Source organism: Acetivibrio sp., from assembly GCF_035371925.1.
Taxonomy (GTDB): domain Bacteria; phylum Bacillota; class Clostridia; order Acetivibrionales; family Acetivibrionaceae; genus Hungateiclostridium.
Window position 1 is genome coordinate 19,628 of sequence record NZ_DAORXT010000001.1, and the last position, 18,438, is coordinate 38,065.

General features: G+C 39.9%; 13 protein-coding genes. All 13 read right to left on the bottom strand.

Translation table 11 applies throughout. The annotated features are described in order from the left end of the window. Positions 1-28: 28 nt before the first annotated feature. Positions 29-922, bottom strand: coding sequence for a tRNA pseudouridine(55) synthase TruB (truB, locus tag PLH43_RS00095; protein WP_324358799.1), 894 nt, complete (start codon positions 920-922; stop codon positions 29-31). Between the two features lie 3 nt (positions 923-925). Beyond that, complete coding sequence (locus PLH43_RS00100; protein WP_324358801.1) at positions 926-1,882, bottom strand: bifunctional oligoribonuclease/PAP phosphatase NrnA; 957 nt, start codon at positions 1,880-1,882, stop codon at positions 926-928. A 53-nt stretch (positions 1,883-1,935) separates the two neighbouring features. Continuing rightward, a complete protein-coding gene (rbfA, locus tag PLH43_RS00105; protein ID WP_324358803.1) occupies positions 1,936-2,307 on the bottom strand; it encodes a 30S ribosome-binding factor RbfA in 372 nt (123 codons plus the stop codon). Between the two features lie 56 nt (positions 2,308-2,363). Further along, positions 2,364-5,516: a translation initiation factor IF-2 gene (infB, locus tag PLH43_RS00110; RefSeq protein WP_324358805.1), complete on the bottom strand. Its 3,153-nt coding sequence runs from the start codon at positions 5,514-5,516 to the stop codon at positions 2,364-2,366. Then, complete coding sequence (locus tag PLH43_RS00115; RefSeq protein ID WP_324358807.1) at positions 5,461-5,811, bottom strand: ribosomal L7Ae/L30e/S12e/Gadd45 family protein; 351 nt, start codon at positions 5,809-5,811, stop codon at positions 5,461-5,463. Before PLH43_RS00115 ends, infB begins: the two co-directional genes overlap by 56 nt. Beyond that, positions 5,804-6,076 carry a YlxR family protein gene (locus PLH43_RS00120; protein WP_324358809.1) on the bottom strand — a complete coding sequence of 91 codons (273 nt, stop codon included), beginning with the start codon at positions 6,074-6,076 and terminating at the stop codon, positions 5,804-5,806. Before PLH43_RS00120 ends, PLH43_RS00115 begins: the two co-directional genes overlap by 8 nt. Positions 6,077-6,189: 113 nt before the next feature. Continuing rightward, positions 6,190-7,398 carry a transcription termination factor NusA gene (nusA, locus tag PLH43_RS00125; RefSeq protein WP_324358811.1) on the bottom strand — a complete coding sequence of 403 codons (1,209 nt, stop codon included), beginning with the start codon at positions 7,396-7,398 and terminating at the stop codon, positions 6,190-6,192. An 87-nt stretch (positions 7,399-7,485) separates the two neighbouring features. Continuing rightward, on the bottom strand, positions 7,486-7,950 hold the full coding sequence (gene rimP / locus PLH43_RS00130) for a ribosome maturation factor RimP (RefSeq protein ID WP_324358813.1): 465 nt from the start codon (positions 7,948-7,950) through the stop codon (positions 7,486-7,488). Positions 7,951-8,126: 176 nt separating this feature from the next. After that, complete coding sequence (locus PLH43_RS00135; protein ID WP_324358815.1) at positions 8,127-10,019, bottom strand: copper amine oxidase N-terminal domain-containing protein; 1,893 nt, start codon at positions 10,017-10,019, stop codon at positions 8,127-8,129. 65 nt (positions 10,020-10,084) lie between these two features. Further along, positions 10,085-11,236 carry a trypsin-like peptidase domain-containing protein gene (locus PLH43_RS00140; protein ID WP_324358817.1) on the bottom strand — a complete coding sequence of 384 codons (1,152 nt, stop codon included), beginning with the start codon at positions 11,234-11,236 and terminating at the stop codon, positions 10,085-10,087. A gap of 367 nt (positions 11,237-11,603) precedes the next feature. Then, on the bottom strand, positions 11,604-15,941 hold the full coding sequence (locus PLH43_RS00145; RefSeq protein ID WP_324358819.1) for a PolC-type DNA polymerase III: 4,338 nt from the start codon (positions 15,939-15,941) through the stop codon (positions 11,604-11,606). A 20-nt stretch (positions 15,942-15,961) separates the two neighbouring features. Further along, positions 15,962-17,020 carry a flavodoxin-dependent (E)-4-hydroxy-3-methylbut-2-enyl-diphosphate synthase gene (gene ispG / locus PLH43_RS00150; RefSeq protein WP_324358821.1) on the bottom strand — a complete coding sequence of 353 codons (1,059 nt, stop codon included), beginning with the start codon at positions 17,018-17,020 and terminating at the stop codon, positions 15,962-15,964. 69 nt (positions 17,021-17,089) lie between these two features. Further along, complete coding sequence (gene rseP, locus PLH43_RS00155) at positions 17,090-18,361, bottom strand: RIP metalloprotease RseP (RefSeq protein ID WP_324358823.1); 1,272 nt, start codon at positions 18,359-18,361, stop codon at positions 17,090-17,092. Positions 18,362-18,438: the final 77 nt, after the last annotated feature.

The window sequence follows — 18,438 nt, forward strand, 5'->3', positions numbered from 1 at the left end:
ATAACTGTTTTTTTGCTAATATATAATACTATGTAAAAAGCTTGTCAATCTTAAGACTTAACTGTCCGTTTCTGTCCAAAACCGTTTCTCCCAAAGCCAGGAAAGTGCCCTCATTACTATATACCCTGATTTTTTGAGCCAAAATATATTCGCCATACCTTCCAAGGCTTACAAATCCACCGTTTAAAAATCTTATTTTATCCTTTTCATTGAGACAAACTTTGTCATAATCCTGAAAAGCTACATCTATGCCCGTGAGCATTTTTTCAAGGGTTCCTTCCCGGGCCATCTCTTTTATCTGTTCCAAGGTCAAAGCATTTTCAATATCAAAGCTTCCTGACCTCATCCTTACCAGAAAAGCCATATGTCCTCCGCAGCCCAGCCTGTCTCCGATATCGGAGCACAAAGTCCTAATATAAGTACCTTTGGAGCATCCCACATCAAAAACAACCCTGCTACCCCTGATACTTAAAATATTAACAAAATATATTTTTACATTCCTAGGACTTCTCTCTACTTCAATACCGCTTCTGGCAAGCTCATACAGCTTCTTTCCGTTCATTTTGATTGCCGAATACATAGGAGGCAGCTGGCTGTAATCCCCTTCGAAGGACTTAATCACCTTTTCAATTTCATCATGGGAAGCCTTTACTTCCTGCTCCCTTATAACTTTTCCGTAAGAATCCTGGGTATCGGTGGATACACCCAGCAAAAGCTCCGCTCTGTAAACCTTATCTTTGTCAGTAAGATATTCAATTGCTTTTGTAGCCTTGCCTATACAAATAGGAAGCACACCTGCCGCACCAGGGTCAAGCGTGCCCGTATGTCCAATTTTTTTTATTTTCAATATTCCCCTAAGGTATGCCACCACATCAAAGGATGTCATGCCAGGAGGTTTTAAAACATTCAATATACCATCCATAACTTACAAGACTTCACTAATCTCCTTTACGAGCATTTCTTTTACATCATTTATATCGCCTTTTACCGTACATCCGGCAGCTCTTTTGTGGCCGCCGCCGGAATGCCTGTTTGCAATAACCGAGACATCAACATAGTCTTTTGACCTGAAGTTCACTTTAAGCTCACCGCTTGCACGCTGACGGATTACCACTGCCACTTCCACACCTTCTATATTTCTTCCTATGTTGACGATGCCTTCGCAGTCCTCTTCCTTTGCTCCGACACTCTTTAGCAAGTCGTCGGTAATCTTTATCACTGCCAACTTTCCGTTTTCAAACAATTCAAGATTCTCAATTGCCTTTCCCATCAGTTTTACTTTTTGCAAGGACAAGGTATCAAATACCGTCTGGGATATATAGGAAACATCCACACCGTTGTTTATCAAATCGGCGGTTATCTTATGGGTATCAGGCGTTGTATTGCTGTACCTAAAGCCCCCGGTATCTGTAGCTATAGCAACATAAAGACATGTGGCCATATCTTTGTCCAAGCCGATTTTCATCATCGTAAGAAGCCGGTATATTATTTCACCAACCGCCGATGCGTTTGTATCCACAAAATTCACGCCGGCAAACTCTGTATTTGTAGGATGATGGTCTATATTAACGGTAATGCCGGCATTATTGAATATTTCCACCCTTTTTCCCAGCCGGTCCAAATCACCGGTATCCAAGGCAATTACAAGCTCGTATTTGTCCGGTTTTCCTTCATATATCCGTGAAAGCTCCTTGCCCGGTAAAAAACCGTATATGGAAGGCATCTCTTCCTCAAAATAAATCACTGGCTTCTTGTTTAAAATATTTAGCGCCAATGCCAGTGCCAGACTCGAGCCTAATGCATCTCCGTCTGCCGAAACATGAGGCAAAATAGCAATTTTATCTGCTTTTTCGATTAAAGAAATAATTTCATTCTCAATCATTATATAACCTCTCAACAATTCATCCTACATTTTTATCAAATTCCATTAATTTGTCAAGCATCTTCAGGGTCTTTTATGCTATTATCCTGAGCTGATGTCTCATTAATAAGCTTGGTAATATACGCTCCCTGCTCAATGGAATTATCCAACTCAAAATGAATTTCGGGAGTATACCTTATTTGTACCCGCCGGCCGATTTCGCGTCTTATAAAACCCGCTGCACTTTTAAGCCCTTCCAATGCATTTGCTTTTTCCTCTTCGCTTCCTAAAACACTGACATAAGCTTTCGCATAACGAAGATCTTTTGTAACGTTTACATGAGTTATGCTTATAAGTTTTGGAAGCCTCGGGTCCTTTAATTCATTTTGAATAATACCGCTCATTTCCCTTTTTATCTCTTCCGAAATACGTTCTATCCTCTCCATGAAAAACACTCCTACAACTTATTGCGTGTTTATATTTTGATGCAAAGTCAAAAGAATTATTTTACCTCTTCCATAACAAAAGCTTCAATTACGTCTCCTTCTTTTATATCATTGAACTTTTCTATGGATAAACCGCATTCATATCCTTGGGCCACTTCTTTTACATCATCTTTAAATCTCTTTAATGAGCCCAGTTTTCCTTCGTGAACTACTATTCCGTTCCTTACCAATCTGATACCGCTATTTCTTGTAATTTTTCCATCAGTTACATAGCAACCGCCAATTGTTCCCACACCGGAAACTTTAAATATTTGCCTTATTTCAACATGCCCAATAATAACTTCCCTGTAAGTCGGGTCAAGCATTCCTTTCATAGCGGCTTCAATGTCCTCAATGGCATTGTATATAATTGTGTAAAGCCTTAGGTCAACTCCGGCTTTCTTTGCGGCGTCAATGACATTGGCTGAAGGTCTTACGTTAAATCCGATTATAATGGCGTTGGATACCTGTGCCAAAGTAACATCGGATTCGTTCACCGAACCGACGGCGCCATGGATAATCTTGATTCTAACCTCATCATTGCTAAGCTTCTCCAATGACTGTTTCAGAGCCTCAACAGAACCTTGGACATCGGCCTTTACAATGATATTAAGATCTTTAACCTTACCCTCTTTTATCTGGTTAAACAGGTCATCGAGAGTTACTCTTGCGGTAGCTTTTAGCTGCTGCTCTCTTAATTTTAGTTTTCTCTTTTCTATCAATTGTTTTGCAGTTTTTTCGTCAGTTATGGCATAGAAAGTTTCTCCAGCTTCCGGAACTTCATGCATACCAAGAATCTCAACCGGTGTTGAAGGTCCTGCCTTTTTGATTCTGTGACCCTTGTCGTCCGTCATTGCCCTTATTCTTCCGGTAGTGGTACCGGCTATAATGGAATCTCCAACATTCAAGGTTCCTCTCTGTACAAGTACTGTAGCAACCGGTCCTTTGTCTTTGTCAAGTCTTGCCTCTATGACAGTACCTTTCGCTTGTTTATTCGGATTTGCTTTAAGCTCCAGCATATCGGCCGCAAGAAGAACCATTTCCAACAGCTGGTCTATATTCATTCTCTTCTTTGCAGACACCTCAACGAAAATTGTATCGCCGCCCCATTCCTCAGGAATGAGTCCGTACTCTGTCAACTCCTGCTTTACTCTCTCGGGATTTGCAGTCGGCTTGTCAATTTTGTTTATTGCAACAATAATTGTCACGTTTGCGGCTTTAGCATGGTTTATAGCTTCAATTGTTTGAGGCATGACACCGTCATCCGCCGCTACAACCAAAATGGCAACGTCAGTAACCTGGGCACCCCTTGCTCTCATGGCAGTAAAAGCCTCATGACCCGGGGTGTCGAGGAATGTAATATTCCTATTATTTATTTTTACCATGTAAGCGCCTATATGCTGCGTAATTCCACCTGCTTCACTTTCCGTAACATTTGATTTCTTTATAGCATCCAAGAGGGATGTCTTTCCGTGGTCAACATGCCCCATAACAACTACTACAGGCGGTCTTGGCACTGCCTCCGGATCGTTCGGGTCATCGGAATCGTCAAAGAGAATATCCTCTTCGTTGATAACAACTTCCTCTTCCGCTTTTACCCCAAACTCATCCGCAACTATAGCCGCCGTGTCAAAGTCCAGTTCCTGATTTAATGTTGCCAAGATTCCCAAGGACATAAGCTTCTTAATTACTTCAGCAGATGTCTTTTTAAGAGCCTCAGCCAATTCTTTTACAGTAATGGGAGCAGAAATTTTTATAGATGTAAGAACGGCCTTCGGCGGAATATACTTCTCTTCTTTTTTCTCTTCCTTCTTCTTTTTCACTTTTCTGACTCTCTTTGTACCATTGAAGTAATATTCCTCCATTTCAAAATCGTCGGACAATACTTCAGCAACTCCTTTTTTAGCACTAAGGACATTCTTAATCACCTTGTGATTTTTATTCCTTCCGCTATTGATTCCGGCACGGGGCTGTTCTTTCTTAAGCTCTCTTTTTGAATCCTTTTCAACATCTTTATTGAAATCTCGTCTCTCAGAGCGTTGTGAATTCAATTCTTCTTTTTGCGAAGCAGTAAGCTCTACCTTTGGTATTTCCAAAGGCTTTTTAGAAACCATACGGCCGCCTTTATCGGTACCGGGCTTGTTATTGTTTTTATTATTGGCATCCTGAGTACGATTAAAATCATTTCTCTTCATATCAGGTCTGTGTTCATTTTTCTTTACATTATTGCCTTTATTGTCATTCTTCCTGACATCATTTTTCTTTTCATTATTCTTTTTTGCATCGTTCTTTTTATTCTCATTTTTCTTGTCTGAATCTTTCTTGTTTGCAGACTGCACAGCATTGCTTTCTACACCACCTGCTACACCGCTTTCCACAGAAGCTTGCTTGCTTTCATCTGCTTTTTTGTCTTTGTCGGTATTAACATCCAAATTTGCATTCACATTATCAACGCTCTGTTCAGAGACAGTTTTTACTTCTTCAATCACTTTACCTTCCATATTCATAGAGCCATCCTTAATTTCAGCAGTTTGTTTGGAAACATCCTCTTTCTTTTTATCATGAGTCGTATCCTTTGGCAAATTATCTTTCATATTGTTTTTATCCGCATCTTTCTTCTCATTGATTTGAGCTTTTGACGTCTCATTCTTTTTCTGTTCTTCAAGAATTCTCAGATATTCCGGCTTTGTTTCCCTCACAAGTCCCGGTCTCAAACCGGAAGTATCTGTTGAGACTTTGACAAAGTCATTTTTCTTTCGCCTGTCTTCAGCTTTTTTTTGGTTTTTGGATTCAGCTTCCCTGTTTTCCTTTGATTCTTCCTCTTTTGAATCAAGATAAATCTCCGTTGTCCTAATAATTCTCGGTGCCTTTTTGGCATCTCTTTTAATTTCCTTCACAGCCTCGCTGCTGTGCTGAACAACTGTATGAGCAGTAGTACTTTTATTGTCATCTGTATCGGATTTGTCATCTTTATGCCTGATAACACCAATATGGTCATATAAAGCTTCCAGTTCATCCTCCTCTAAAAAGCTCATATGGTTCTTGACAACTATGTTTATTTCCTCGAGTTTTTCCATTAATCTCTTACTTGTTGTGTTTAGTTCTTTTGCGAGCTCATAAACTCTCTTTTTTGCCAATAGCTTCACCCCCGCATCCAATTTTTGCTTCATCAATCATTTGTATTGTCCTATTCGCAAATCCCTTATCAAGTATTGCTATCACCGACCTTATATCTTTACCGATAAATTTGCCCAACAACTCTTTCTTTCCGAATATTTTTATATCCACGCTCCTGTAATTGCAGGCATTAATAAACTTTTCCTTTGTGCTTAGCGAAGCATCCTCGGCCACAATTATCAAGCTTACTTTTCCTGCTTTTAATAATCTTTCACAGGATTCATATCCCGATACCAGCTTGTTTGCTTTTCTAGCCAAACCCAGAAAAGAGTATATTCTCTCAGTCATGCCCTTCCTCCAACTCTTTCCGTAATGATTCAAATATTTCTTCATCAATAGAAGTCTCAAAGGCTCTTTCAAACTTTCTACCCTTTCTGGCTTTTTCAAAACAAGAAATACTCTTGCAGATGTACGCTCCTCTGCCCGGTTTTTTTCCGTTAAAATCCAAAGAGATTTCGTTCTCTTTGTTTTTAACCACTCTGATAAGTTCTTTCTTAGGTCTCATCTCCTGACAACCAAGGCACATTCTCATTGGAATCTTTTTCTGTTTCACAACTCACCACTTCCCAAAATCAAGCTTAAAATGTATAAAGTTCCTCCTGCTTCCAGTCGATGAACCGTAAGGAGCAAACTAAAAATATACAGCCATATTCATTATATATTAAATTATATATCATCTGTAGTATCTTCCACTACATCCTCAATTACATCTTCCCCAGTATCGTCGATGGAATTTTCATCGCCGTTTTCTTCAAAATCGGTCTTAAAGAGTTCACCGGATATAATATCCGGGTCGGCACTGTAGCTGCCGTTAAAGTTTAAAAGTTGCTGCTCAATCGTAGCCCTAAGCTGTGATTCACTCTTAATATCGATTTTCCAACCGGTAAGTTTCGCAGCAAGCCTCGCATTCTGTCCCTCTTTACCTATCGCCAGCGAAAGATGAAAGTCGGGGACGGTCACCTTGGCACTCTTTTCTTCTTCATTTATATCAACTCTTATAACCTTTGCAGGGCTAAGGCTACTGGAAATATATTCCTCAGGATTACTGCTCCATTTTATTATATCTATTTTTTCACCGCGAAGTTCATCAACAATTGCTTGAACCCTGGTACCCTTTTGACCGACACATGCTCCTACCGGATCTACATTGTCATCTTTAGAGTAAACGGCAATCTTTGTTCTTGAGCCCGGCTCCCTGGAAATACTCTTTATTTCAACAATTCCTTCATATATTTCAGGAACCTCAAGTTCAAACAGTCTCTTAATAATCCCGGGATGTGTTCTTGACACCATTATTTGAGGACCCTTGGTGGTCTTTTTCACTTCAATTATATAAGTTTTTATCCTGTCGTTAAATTTATATTCCTCGCCCGGTATTTGCTCTGCGGGAGCAAGTATAGCCTCGGCTTTTCCAAGGTCAATTATAACGTTTTTTCTTTCTATTCTTTGAACAACCCCGGTAACTATTTCGCCCTCTTTATTTGAAAACTCGTTAAAAATAATTCCTCTTTCCGCTTCTCTGATACGCTGTACCACCACCTGTTTGGCAGTCTGAGCCGCTATCCTTCCAAACTTTCTCGGTGTTACCTCTATCTCAACGATATCATTTTCTTCAAAACCCGGATTTATTCTCTTTGCATTTTCGATAGATATTTCCAATAACTCATTTTGAGGATTTGCGGTAACCTTTTTCAAGGCAAAAACTTTAAAGTCCCCTGTTTCACGGTCTACCGCCACCCTTACATTCTGAGATGAGCCAAAGCTTCTCTTGTAAGCTGAAATGAGGGCAGCCTCAATAGCTTCAATTATTGTATCCTTATCAATCCCTTTCTCTTTTTCCAATTGTTCCAATGCATGAATTAAATCAGCACTCATTTTAGAGCCTCCTTGTTTACTTTCCATGTTTATAATATCAAAAAACATCACCTAAAGTGATCTTGTTTTAATTTTTGTCAGCTTAAGCTAAAACTTTATGACTCTTCTCACCATGGCAACCTTATCCCGCTCAAATTCCATGTTTTCATTATCATTCTTTTTTATAACAATCTTGTTGTCCTTATATCCCACAAGTTCACCTTCAAATATTTTCTTTCCTTCAATGGGCTTAAAAACTTTAACTTCTACCAGTTCTCCTTTAAACTTTTCAAAATCTGATTCTTTCTTAAGCGGTCTGTCAAGCCCCGGTGAAGATACTTCCAAAAAGTAACTTTGAGGTATAGGATCCTCTTTATCCAGTATATCGCTTATTTCCTCGCTTACAATCTGGCAGTCATCTATAGTTATTCCGCCCGGCTTGTCAATATATATACGCAGGTACCAACTTGAGCCTTCCTTTATAAACTCAACATCTACCAACTCAAAAGAGTGCCTGTTTACTATTGGATTGGCAATTTCAGTTACAAGTTCTTCTATTCCTTTCCTCGACATACAAACCTCCGATAGAATTGGGTTTTGGTAGCTTTTCATGTCCTCTTTTTAAAAAATAATACGAAAGAGTGGGTCCGACCCACTCTTTACCATAAGCTACTATTTGCTTTAGTCCAAATGTATTATAACATTATTATTTGTAATTATCAACATTTTATTATCATTAATTATAATTATTATTGAAATTTCATGGATTCCCAGATTCTTTCCAGAATTTTTTTGTTGTTCTCACTGGCTCTGAAGCTTTCAACGGTAAGAAATACACAGTAAACGTTACCGTTTTTACCGAAAACATATATAGACTGTTCAAATACATATGTACCTTCCTTCAGTGTTACGTTAAACTTCTTTGCATTTGTTCCTTTGGCCGTAACATCCTCAATACTGTTTACAGTGATACCCGACACTTTGGACGACTGGCTTATTTTATCAATAAACTGGTTGATATACTCGTTGAAAGATACCCCTTCCAAAGTACTCAGCGTAACACACATGTATCCGTCATCGTTAATATATTCCACCAAGCTAGTTCCATTATTGTTCTGGCTTGGCTCCCATGTCGAAGGCAGCTCCATTGACCACTTATACCTGGTACTTTCCACAGTTCTATAGCTTTCTTCAATGCCAAGGAATCTGGTATCCAACATATAACCGATTTCGTCAAAGTCAGGCTCTTCAAATCTGAAAGAATACATCATATCCAATATTTTTTCCCTGGATTTGATATCATTATAAGTTTCCTCGGTAAAACTACAGCGAATATTGTATTTATAGTTTTCCCCCAACACAAATATGTCCATCAAGTATTCCGTCATATCACCGTTTGAAAACTTATACAGCAACTCCTTTGCTTTTTTGCCGTCAATTAAGACATCCTTTGTGCTCACAAGGCTATACATCTTCGGATTGTACTCTTTTTTGATATAATCAATCTCCTTCTTTACGACTTCGTCCAATGAAAGGCCTTTATCGTAAGAAAACATATTAATGCAAACGGAGTTTCCTAAATTATCTACAAAATCCACAGTATTTTCCGTACCCTCATATTTTATTTCCGCCCAGTCGGCCAAAACATCTATTGAGTATTTCAAGTTTTTGTTTGTATAAGGCCTTACACCCTTTTCAGTAACATCCGAAAGGTCCTCGATACTTCCGTCATTTACAAACTTTACGCTAAAAGAATCAAGAAGCCTTTGAATGTCCTGATCAGACTTGTAAATGTTATAATCCTCAAAAATCAAGTTAAGATAATATATTTTACCGTCTTTGATATAATACCTGTCCTCATAGGCAAATATTCTGTCTCTGTATACCACTTTAGCATAACCTTCACCCTTTTCCTGCTTCATAAGAGTGTAATCATCTTTTACACTGCTTAAAGCGAAAGAAAGAAGATTGTCTATTGTAATTTTATCGCTTTGCAATATGCTCAACATAATGGAATAATTGCCGTCTTTGTCAGCAAATATGTTTAAATTACCGTTAAAGCTTCTGTATCTAAGATTCAAATTTTTTGGGAAGTTCATGGACCAACCGTAGTAACTGTCTCCTACTTTATCCTTGGTCGTTTTCTTCAAAATAAGGCTAAAATCTTTTATACTGTTCTCATTTGCAGTTTCTTTTACAACCGTAATCTGCTTTGTTTTATCATCATAATCCACGTCCGCTCCAAAGTTTTCCGTTATAAATCTTAATGGAACCATTGTCCTGTCGTTTATTATCCTCGGAGCTTCCAAAAGCTCTATGGCAACGCCATCCACATATGCTTCTTTTTTATCAATGTACAGCTTTATTGTAACTTGGCTGTAGTTTAGAGTAACACATCTTTGCTGTCCGTCCCAATTAACCTCGGCACCGAAAGCTTCCGTAATAACTCTTAAAGGCACAAGTGTCACGCCGTTGATAACAACAGGCTTTTCAACTTTGACATCTTCACCGTTTATTTTCAAGATTTCGTCTCCGACTTTAAAGCTTATCTCTATCCTTTCTCCTTCTTCTGCCGCCCCGGCAACGCAAGTCAGCAAAACAACAAATAAAAGGGCAACAACCAGCACAGAAAACTTTTTCAAAATAATTCCTCCCAACTTTTGTAATCTCAAAATATATCAAACGCTATTCTTAGAAACCTTTAATATCAGTTGCCAAGAACAACATTTACATTCGTTTTTACGCCTTTCCTGCTTATCTTTATGTTTACCTTGTCGTTCGGAAGATACTTTTTCATTTCTTCATTAAAGTCCACCAGGGTATTTACATCCGCACCGTTTATTGCAAGTACCACATCTCCTTCCAAAAGCCCGTATTTCTCTGCGGCCGAATTTCTATCAACCCCTACTATCTTAAGGCCGCTGTTGGTAGGAAGCCCTACTTGGGCAGCCCAATCCTCCTCAAAGGCAACCCCAAGCTTCGGTCTTACAACTTTGCCGTACTTTTCAAAGTGTTTAAGCACAAAATCTATGGTACCTACAGGAATTGAAAAACCCAAACCTTCAACGCCAATCCCTGAGAATTTACTGGAATTCATCCCCAAAACCTTTCCGTTTAAATCCACAAGGGGTCCTCCACTGTTTCCGGGATTAATGGCGGCATCGGTCTGAATCAAGCGATATGAACTGTTAATGCTCCTGTTTACTCCGCTTATTATTCCTATAGATGCGGAATTCCTCAGAGAAAAGGATACCGGAGTGCCGATTGCAATAACAGTCCTGCCTATGATTATATCTTCCTCAGTTCCAAATTCCGCAGGTTTAAGGCCTGTCTTGCCTATTTTTATTAATGCCAGGTCGGTTTCTTCGTCGATACATTTAAGCTCGGCTTCATATCCGCTTCCATCCGCAAGAACCACCACTATCTTTTCCATGTCTTTGACAACATGGGCATTGGTAAGTATCTCACCATTTGACTTTATTATAACACCCGTGCCGTGAACAATTTGCTCCTCATACTTTCCGGACGAATACAGGTAATCTTCCTTAAGGTTGCCAATGACACCGACTACCGAAGGACTGACAGATTTAATCACTTCCGGAACCTGGCTGTCTCTTCCGCCCTCAGGTAATGTGATGCTTACGGTTCTTTTCGTACCGTCCCAATCAACATTGGCTCCTAGCGCCTCGGATACAGCCCTTGCAGGAAGATATACCCTGTCATTTATTATTGCGGCATCACTATTTAACTCAACACCATTGACAAGCACCTTGATATTAGCATTTCCAAGAGCCGTAAACATTGTCAGCCCAAAAAGGAAAATAACTATAATTCCAGCCGATATAAAAATCTTTTTCATAGAATTTGACCCCCAAACCATTTTCCTGCCGCCAGCATAAAACTCATTCTACCGATGCATTAAAATCTCTTTGCTGCAAGTATGCAACAAAAAGATATATTGAAAAAAGATATATTGAAAAAAGATATATTGAAAAAAGATATATTAAAAAAAGAAATTGTAAGATAATAGAGATTTTTAGATTACAAAAAATCTCTTTCGATAACCAGAGCAATTATTGAAACTTTTATTAAAAATTAACTGAATAGATGTGCTAAATATGTATAATAACTATTATTTTTTTCCAAATCCGCGATTATAGTTACAATTATACATAATATTTGTATTATATTCAATAAAGCTTTAGAATAAATTTTCAAACAGAATATCAGCCAAACAAGCTTATCTGGTTGCTCTCCGGCAAACCGTCCAGACATCCGCTTTGCTGCAAAATTTCTATAACCGTCTTGCTTACTTTCGCCCTTACACGCAAGTCATCCACAGACAAAAACTCACCTTCGCATCTTGCCTCTACAATACTTTGCGCTGCCGAACTTCCAAGCCCTTGAAGAGCATTGAGGGGCGGTCTGATACCGTCTTTCTCAATCAGAAATTTTACGGCATCCGATTTATAAATGTCGATGGGCAAAAACTTTATGCCCCTTGCATACATTTCATTGGCAACCTCAAGTATGGTAAGAGTATTTTTTTCTTTCTGAGTCATGTTGTTTCCCTTTAGCTCAAACTCTCTTATCTTGTTTTTTACTTTTTCCTTTCCATGGCACATCATAACAGCATCAAATTCATCCGCCCGGACAGTAAAGTATGTTGCATAAAATGCTTCCGGATAATATACCTTAAACCATGCAATTCTGAAAGCCATCATAACATACGCCGCCGCATGGGCTTTCGGGAACATGTACTTTATTTTTTTGCAGGAGCCTATGTACCAGTCGGGTACATTTTTCTCTCTCATTATCTGCTCATACTCTTCCTTAAGTCCCTTACCCTTTCGGACATCTTCCATAATCTTAAATGCTGTTTTGTTCGGTAGACCGTAATGTATAAGGTTTAGCATTATGTCATCCCTGGTACATATAACCTCGGACAATGATGCAATATTATTCCTCACAAGGTCCTGGGCATTGTTAAGCCAGACATCCGTTCCGTGGGAAAGCCCCGAAATCCTTATAAGCTCGGAAAAAGTTTTCGGCTTGGTGTCTACAAGCATCTGCCTTACAAACTTGGTTCCGAATTCGGGAATCGCAAAGGTCCCCACAGGGCTGTTTATGTCTTCGGGGTTTATTCCCAGAGGTTCGGTACTGCTGAATATCCCCATGGTTTTCTTCTCTCCTATGGGAATTGTCCTGGCATTAACCCCGGTCAAATCCTCAAGCATCCTTATAACCGTAGGGTCGTCATGGCCTAATATGTCGAGCTTTAAAAGCCTTCCGCTTATGGAATGGTAATCAAAATGGGTTGTGATGGTGCCAGAGGTTGCATCGTCCGCCGGATACTGTATCGGGCAAAACTCATAAATTTCCCTGTCTTGAGGAACAATCATAACTCCCCCCGGGTGCTGTCCGGTAGTCCTCTTTACACCGGTACAGCCCTTAACCAAACGGTTGATTTCCGCATTGGTTGCCACTATACTTCTTTCATCTAAGTAGTTTTTTACAAAACCGTAGGCCGTCTTCTCGGCAATTGTTCCTATGGTACCCGCTCTGTAAACATGTCCCACACCGAAAAGCTCTTCGGTATATTTATGGGCTACCGGTTGGTATTCTCCAGAAAAGTTTAAGTCAATATCAGGCTCTTTATCCCCTTCAAATCCCAAAAAGGTTTCAAAAGGAATGTCATAACCGTCTTTCTTTAGGTTTTTGCCGCAATTGGGGCATTCCTTCTCCGGCATGTCAAAGCCGCATCCGTAACTTCCGTCCAAAACGAACTCCGAATATTTGCAGCTTTCGCATATGTAGTGGGGCGGAAGGGAATTAACCTCGGTTATTCCTATAAGATAGGCAACAAATGATGAACCGACAGACCCTCTCGACCCTACAAGATAGCCGTCACTCAAGGATTTCCACACAAGCTTTTGAGCAATAATATACATAACCGAAAAGCCGTTGGTTATTATTGAGTTAAGCTCCTTTTCCATGCGCTTTTCCACAATCTCCGGAAGGTTTTCCCCGTAAATCTCTCTGGCCTTGTTTTGGGCAAGCATCTTTATTTCCTCTTCGGCACCCTCTATTTTGGGAGGAAAGGTTCCGTCCGGTATGGGAATTATGTCTTCACACATATCTGCAATCAAATTGGTATTGGTTACAACCACCTCGTAGCATTTTTCCTCGCCCAAGTATTCAAATTCTTCCAGCATTTCATCGGTCGTCCTAAAATACAAGGGTGCCTGATTGTCCGCATCCGCAAAGCCTTGCCCTGCCATAAGTATCCTTCTGAAAACCTCATCCTGCGGATCCATGAAATGCACATCGCAGGTGGCAACCACCGGCTTGTTGTATTTTTCACCGAGAGCTACGATTTTTCTGTTTATTTCTTTTAAGTCTTCCTCACTGTTTACCTTTCCGCTGTCCAAAAGAAAACGGTTGTTGCCCAGAGGCTGTATTTCAAGATAATCGTAGAATCTGGCGATTTTTGCAATTTCGGCATCATCCTTGTTTTCAAGAATTGCACGGTAAAGCTCTCCAGCCTCGCATGCACTTCCCAAAATAAGGCCTTCTCTGTACATCATTAAAAGCTTTCTCGGAAGTCTCGGCCTTTTATGATAATATTCCAAATGAGTCTTAGATACAATCTTGTACAGATTCTTAAGACCCACGTAGTTTTTTACAAGTATAATGGCATGATACGAATTTGCCTTTTGATAGTTCCAACAATCCTCAAAGGCATTCTGAATATCGTCAATAGTTTTAACATTCTTTTGTGACGATAGTATCTCAAGGCATTTTATAAAAATACCCGCACAAGCCATTGCATCATCCGAAGCCCTGTGATGGTTTTCCAGCGATACCCCCAGATGCTTTGCAACAATGTCCAGCTTATGCTTTTTAAGCTCGGGAAACATCTGCCTTGAAAGCTCTAAAGTGTCAATCACAGGGTTGTCCACATTAATATCCATAAGACGGGCATTGTGCTTGATAAACCCCGTATCAAAAACCGCATTATGAGCCACCAGGGGAGAAGTACCCACAAACTCCAAAAACTCGGGCAATACTTTGTCAATGGTTGGAGAGTCGGCTACCATATCGTCCGTTATACCCGTTAACTTGACAACCAACTCCGGTATCGGAATTTCAGGATTTACAAATGTACTGAAAGTATCTATTACTTTACCTTCCTTGATTTTTACCGCGCCGATTTCCGTTATTTTATCTTTATCAGAAGAAAGACCGGTAGTCTCAATATCAAATACCACAAACTCTCCGTCAACAGGATATCCGTTGGGATGATAGACAATGGGAACGGAATCGTCAAGAAGGTATGCTTCTATTCCGTAAATAACCTTTATTTTATTCTTTTTGGCCGCATCAGCTGCATCAGGATAAGCCTGCACCACGCCATGGTCGGTAATGGCAATTGCCTTATGACCCCACTGGGCTGCACGCTTTATTAAATCCTTAACCGATGTAACTCCGTCCATTGCGCTCATCTGTGTGTGAAGATGAAGCTCCACTCTCTTTTCTGCGGCATTGTCGTTTCTTGCCTGCACGCAAATCTCAACGATATCCGAAGCCAGTACCGTAAGTTCCCTTGAGAATTTGTCATACTGGGCTTCACCGCGAATTTTTACATTGGTCTTTTCCTTAAGTCTTTCTATAACATTTTCCGACTTGTCCTTGTCCAAAAAAACTTTAACAGTAAGGGAGCTGGTAAGATCAGTTACATCAAATATATAAAGCAGCTTGCCGCTTTTTAACTCCCTTGTCTCCGTTCTTATTATCTCACCTTTTATGGCAATTCTGCCGGAATCCTGAGTCACTTCGGACATATTCATCACACTGTCATTAAAGCTTTTGCCCAGAATAACCTCCGACTTGTCGCCTGTAGTCGATTTGCTGCCTGAAGAAGAAGGTGCATTGCTCTTTTGAGCACCGTTCGTTTTTTCACTTTTTTCGGCTTTTGCAATATTCTTAACGGTATCGGTTACAACCTTTGCTTCCTCATTCACTTTAAACTCGATATATTCGTTTATCTTATCCTCATTTATTTCAAAATCCTTAAATTCAACCCTTATTTGCAATCCAAAACACTCTTTTATTATATTTTCAATTAAAGTGTCACAGTTCTTGCATTTTAAAATTTCCGTTCCTTTTGTCTTAAGGTAAATACAAAGCTTTTTATCCTCTATTTTCCACTTGCATCCGCTTAATATTCCGCGGCACAATGCAACGTTTTTCTTTGTAATATAAAGTATGCTGTCCCAGTACTTGTCAAGCGCCTCCTCTATTGAAAAATCTACATTAAAGGAAACTTTGAGATGTACCTGTTCAAGCCCAAAAAGCCTTTTAAAGCTTTGCTCAACAGTGTCGAGGGTCTTTGCAGGTATTAGTGTGTCCGAAACAATAAAAATCTCCAGTTTCCTGGATTTTTTATACACATTTATACCTTGTATTTTTGCGGCACTAAAAAGCTCTCTGTCCTTGTCATTATTAATTACCTCCGGAAAAAGTTCACAGAGCTTTTTATCATTAATCAATACATTTTGCACCAATTACTCCCCCCCTTTCCTTACATTCTCAATATTTCCTCCATAAGTTCTTCAACTGCCCTCTCCTGGGGAATCTTACGAACTATAACTCCCTTTTTGAACAGCAATACCTCGCCTTTTCCTCCTGCAATGCCGATATCCGCTTCCTTGGCCTCACCCGGACCGTTTACGGCACAACCCATAATTGCCACTTTGAGATTCTTGTCAAGACCCCCAAGCTCTTTTTCCACTTTTTCAGCTATTCCGATTAGGTCAATTTGGCATCTTCCGCACGTAGGGCAGGAAACAAACTCAATTCCGCCCTTTTCAATGCCCAAAGCTCTTAAAAGCTCATGCCCGACCAAAACCTCTTCTTTAGGGTCCCCGGTCAGCGACACCCTTATTGTGTCCCCTATGCCCTCTGCCAAAAGGCAACCCAAGCCGGCACAGGACTTAATAGTGCCTTTAAAAACGGTTCCCGCCTCGGTAACACCGATATGCAAAGGATAATCGGTTTTCTCGGACATCAGACGGTAAGCTGCTATAGTCATGGGCACACTTGACGCCTTTAAGGAAATCACTATATCGTAAAAATCAAGTTCCTCCAATATTCGAACGTGTCCTAATGCACTTTCCACCATTGCCTCAGGAGTTATTCCACCATATTTCTCAACAATGTTTTTCTCAAGGGACCCGGAATTTACCCCTATGCGAATGGGTATCTGTCTTGACTTTGCAACTTCCACGACCTTTTTTACTCTTTCTTTGTCACCAATATTTCCGGGATTTAATCTTATCTTGTCAGCCCCGTTTTCCATACTGGATATGGCAAGCCGATAATCAAAGTGAATATCGGCCACCAACGGAATCCTTACAGATTTCTTTATTGAGCGTATGGCATCGGCTGCTTCCCGGTCCACAACAGCAACCCTTATAATGTCGCATCCCATATCCTCAAGCATTTTTATTTGATTGACGGTAGAGGCAATATCCCTCGTATCGGTGTTGGTCATGGACTGAACCGGAATTTTGGAATCACCGCCTATATATACATCTCCAGCTCTAACTTTCCTTGTCGGCTTTCTCTTGATATACTCCATATTTCAAACTCTCTTCTTTCTCTTTGAAATATTGCTTGATACTCTTTTTCACTGATAGTTTTTATACTTTTATTTAATAATAAATCTCATTATGTCATTTGCCATTACAAATATTGAAAGACCTATCAAAATAACAAATCCTATTGTTGTAATAATTGCTTCCTTTTCCACAGGAATCTTCCTTCTGCTAACCGCCTCAATGGCAAGAATAAGAAGCTTGCTTCCGTCAAGCGCCGGGAAAGGCACAAGGTTTGTTGCACCAATTGCGGCACTTATCAAAGCAGTCCAAAGGAGGATGTTTAGCACCGCATCCTTAAAGGTTTCACTTTGCTGTGCCACATCATTCATGGTACTTACAATTCCAACAGGTCCTGTCATCTGATTTAAGGATACCTGACCTGTTACAAGCCAATAAAGGCTGTAAGGCACCATACGTATATTGGAATAGGTAAACAGTGCACTGTTCTTAAAAACATCCAAAATATTGCCTCCCTTTGCCCGGGAAAAAGCCAAGCCAAGAGCATAATTCTCAGTAAATTGCGGCTCAACATCAAAAACCAATTCGCTTCCGTCCCTCAAAACAGTTACCTTAACCGGCTGGTTTTTATTCTCTTTTAAGAAACTCTTTATTTCATCAATATTACCAATCTCTGCATCATTTAACTTTACAATCTTATCGCCGGGCTTCGCACCGACTTTTTCTAAAGCACCGCCGCTAACCAACTCTGCAATGACGTTGGAATTTTCCACCGACTCCGAATAATACCCGAGCTGATAAGTCCTTTCTACATAAGGCTCAATATCTTTTTTCATCTTGGTTCCGTTTCTTACAAATTCAATGGTAGTCTTTTCTCCTTTGGATATATATAAAAACTGGATAACTTCCAGAGGGTCATATATTCTCTTGTCATCGTAGCCGACAATAACGTCCCCTTCTTCGATACCGGCATTATAAGCTGCAGAACCTTCCTGAACAAGACCTACAGTTCTTGTGGTATAACCCGTTGTATAATACACTATTGATATTATCAAAAATGCGGAAATTAAATTGGCCAAAGGTCCTGCCGCCACCACCGCAAACCTCACCCATACAGGCTTGTTGCTAAAAGCCCGTTCGCTGTCCGATTCCTCTTCTTCTCCTTCCATCTTGACATAAGCAAGTATAGGAAACAAGCGCAATGTATAAGCTGTCTCACCGCGCTTTATGGAAAAAAGCTTCGGACCTACAAAGAGAGAAAACTCTTCAACTTTTATACCCGACAGTTTGGCAACAATAAAGTGTCCCAACTCATGAATGATGATAATAAAATCAAAAGCCAAAATAACCAATAAAAATCTCATAAAAACCTCCTGAATGATGAATGTGTCATACTCTATTAGTATATTAAGCAAAACAAGCCTTCCATTATTATGCAGTA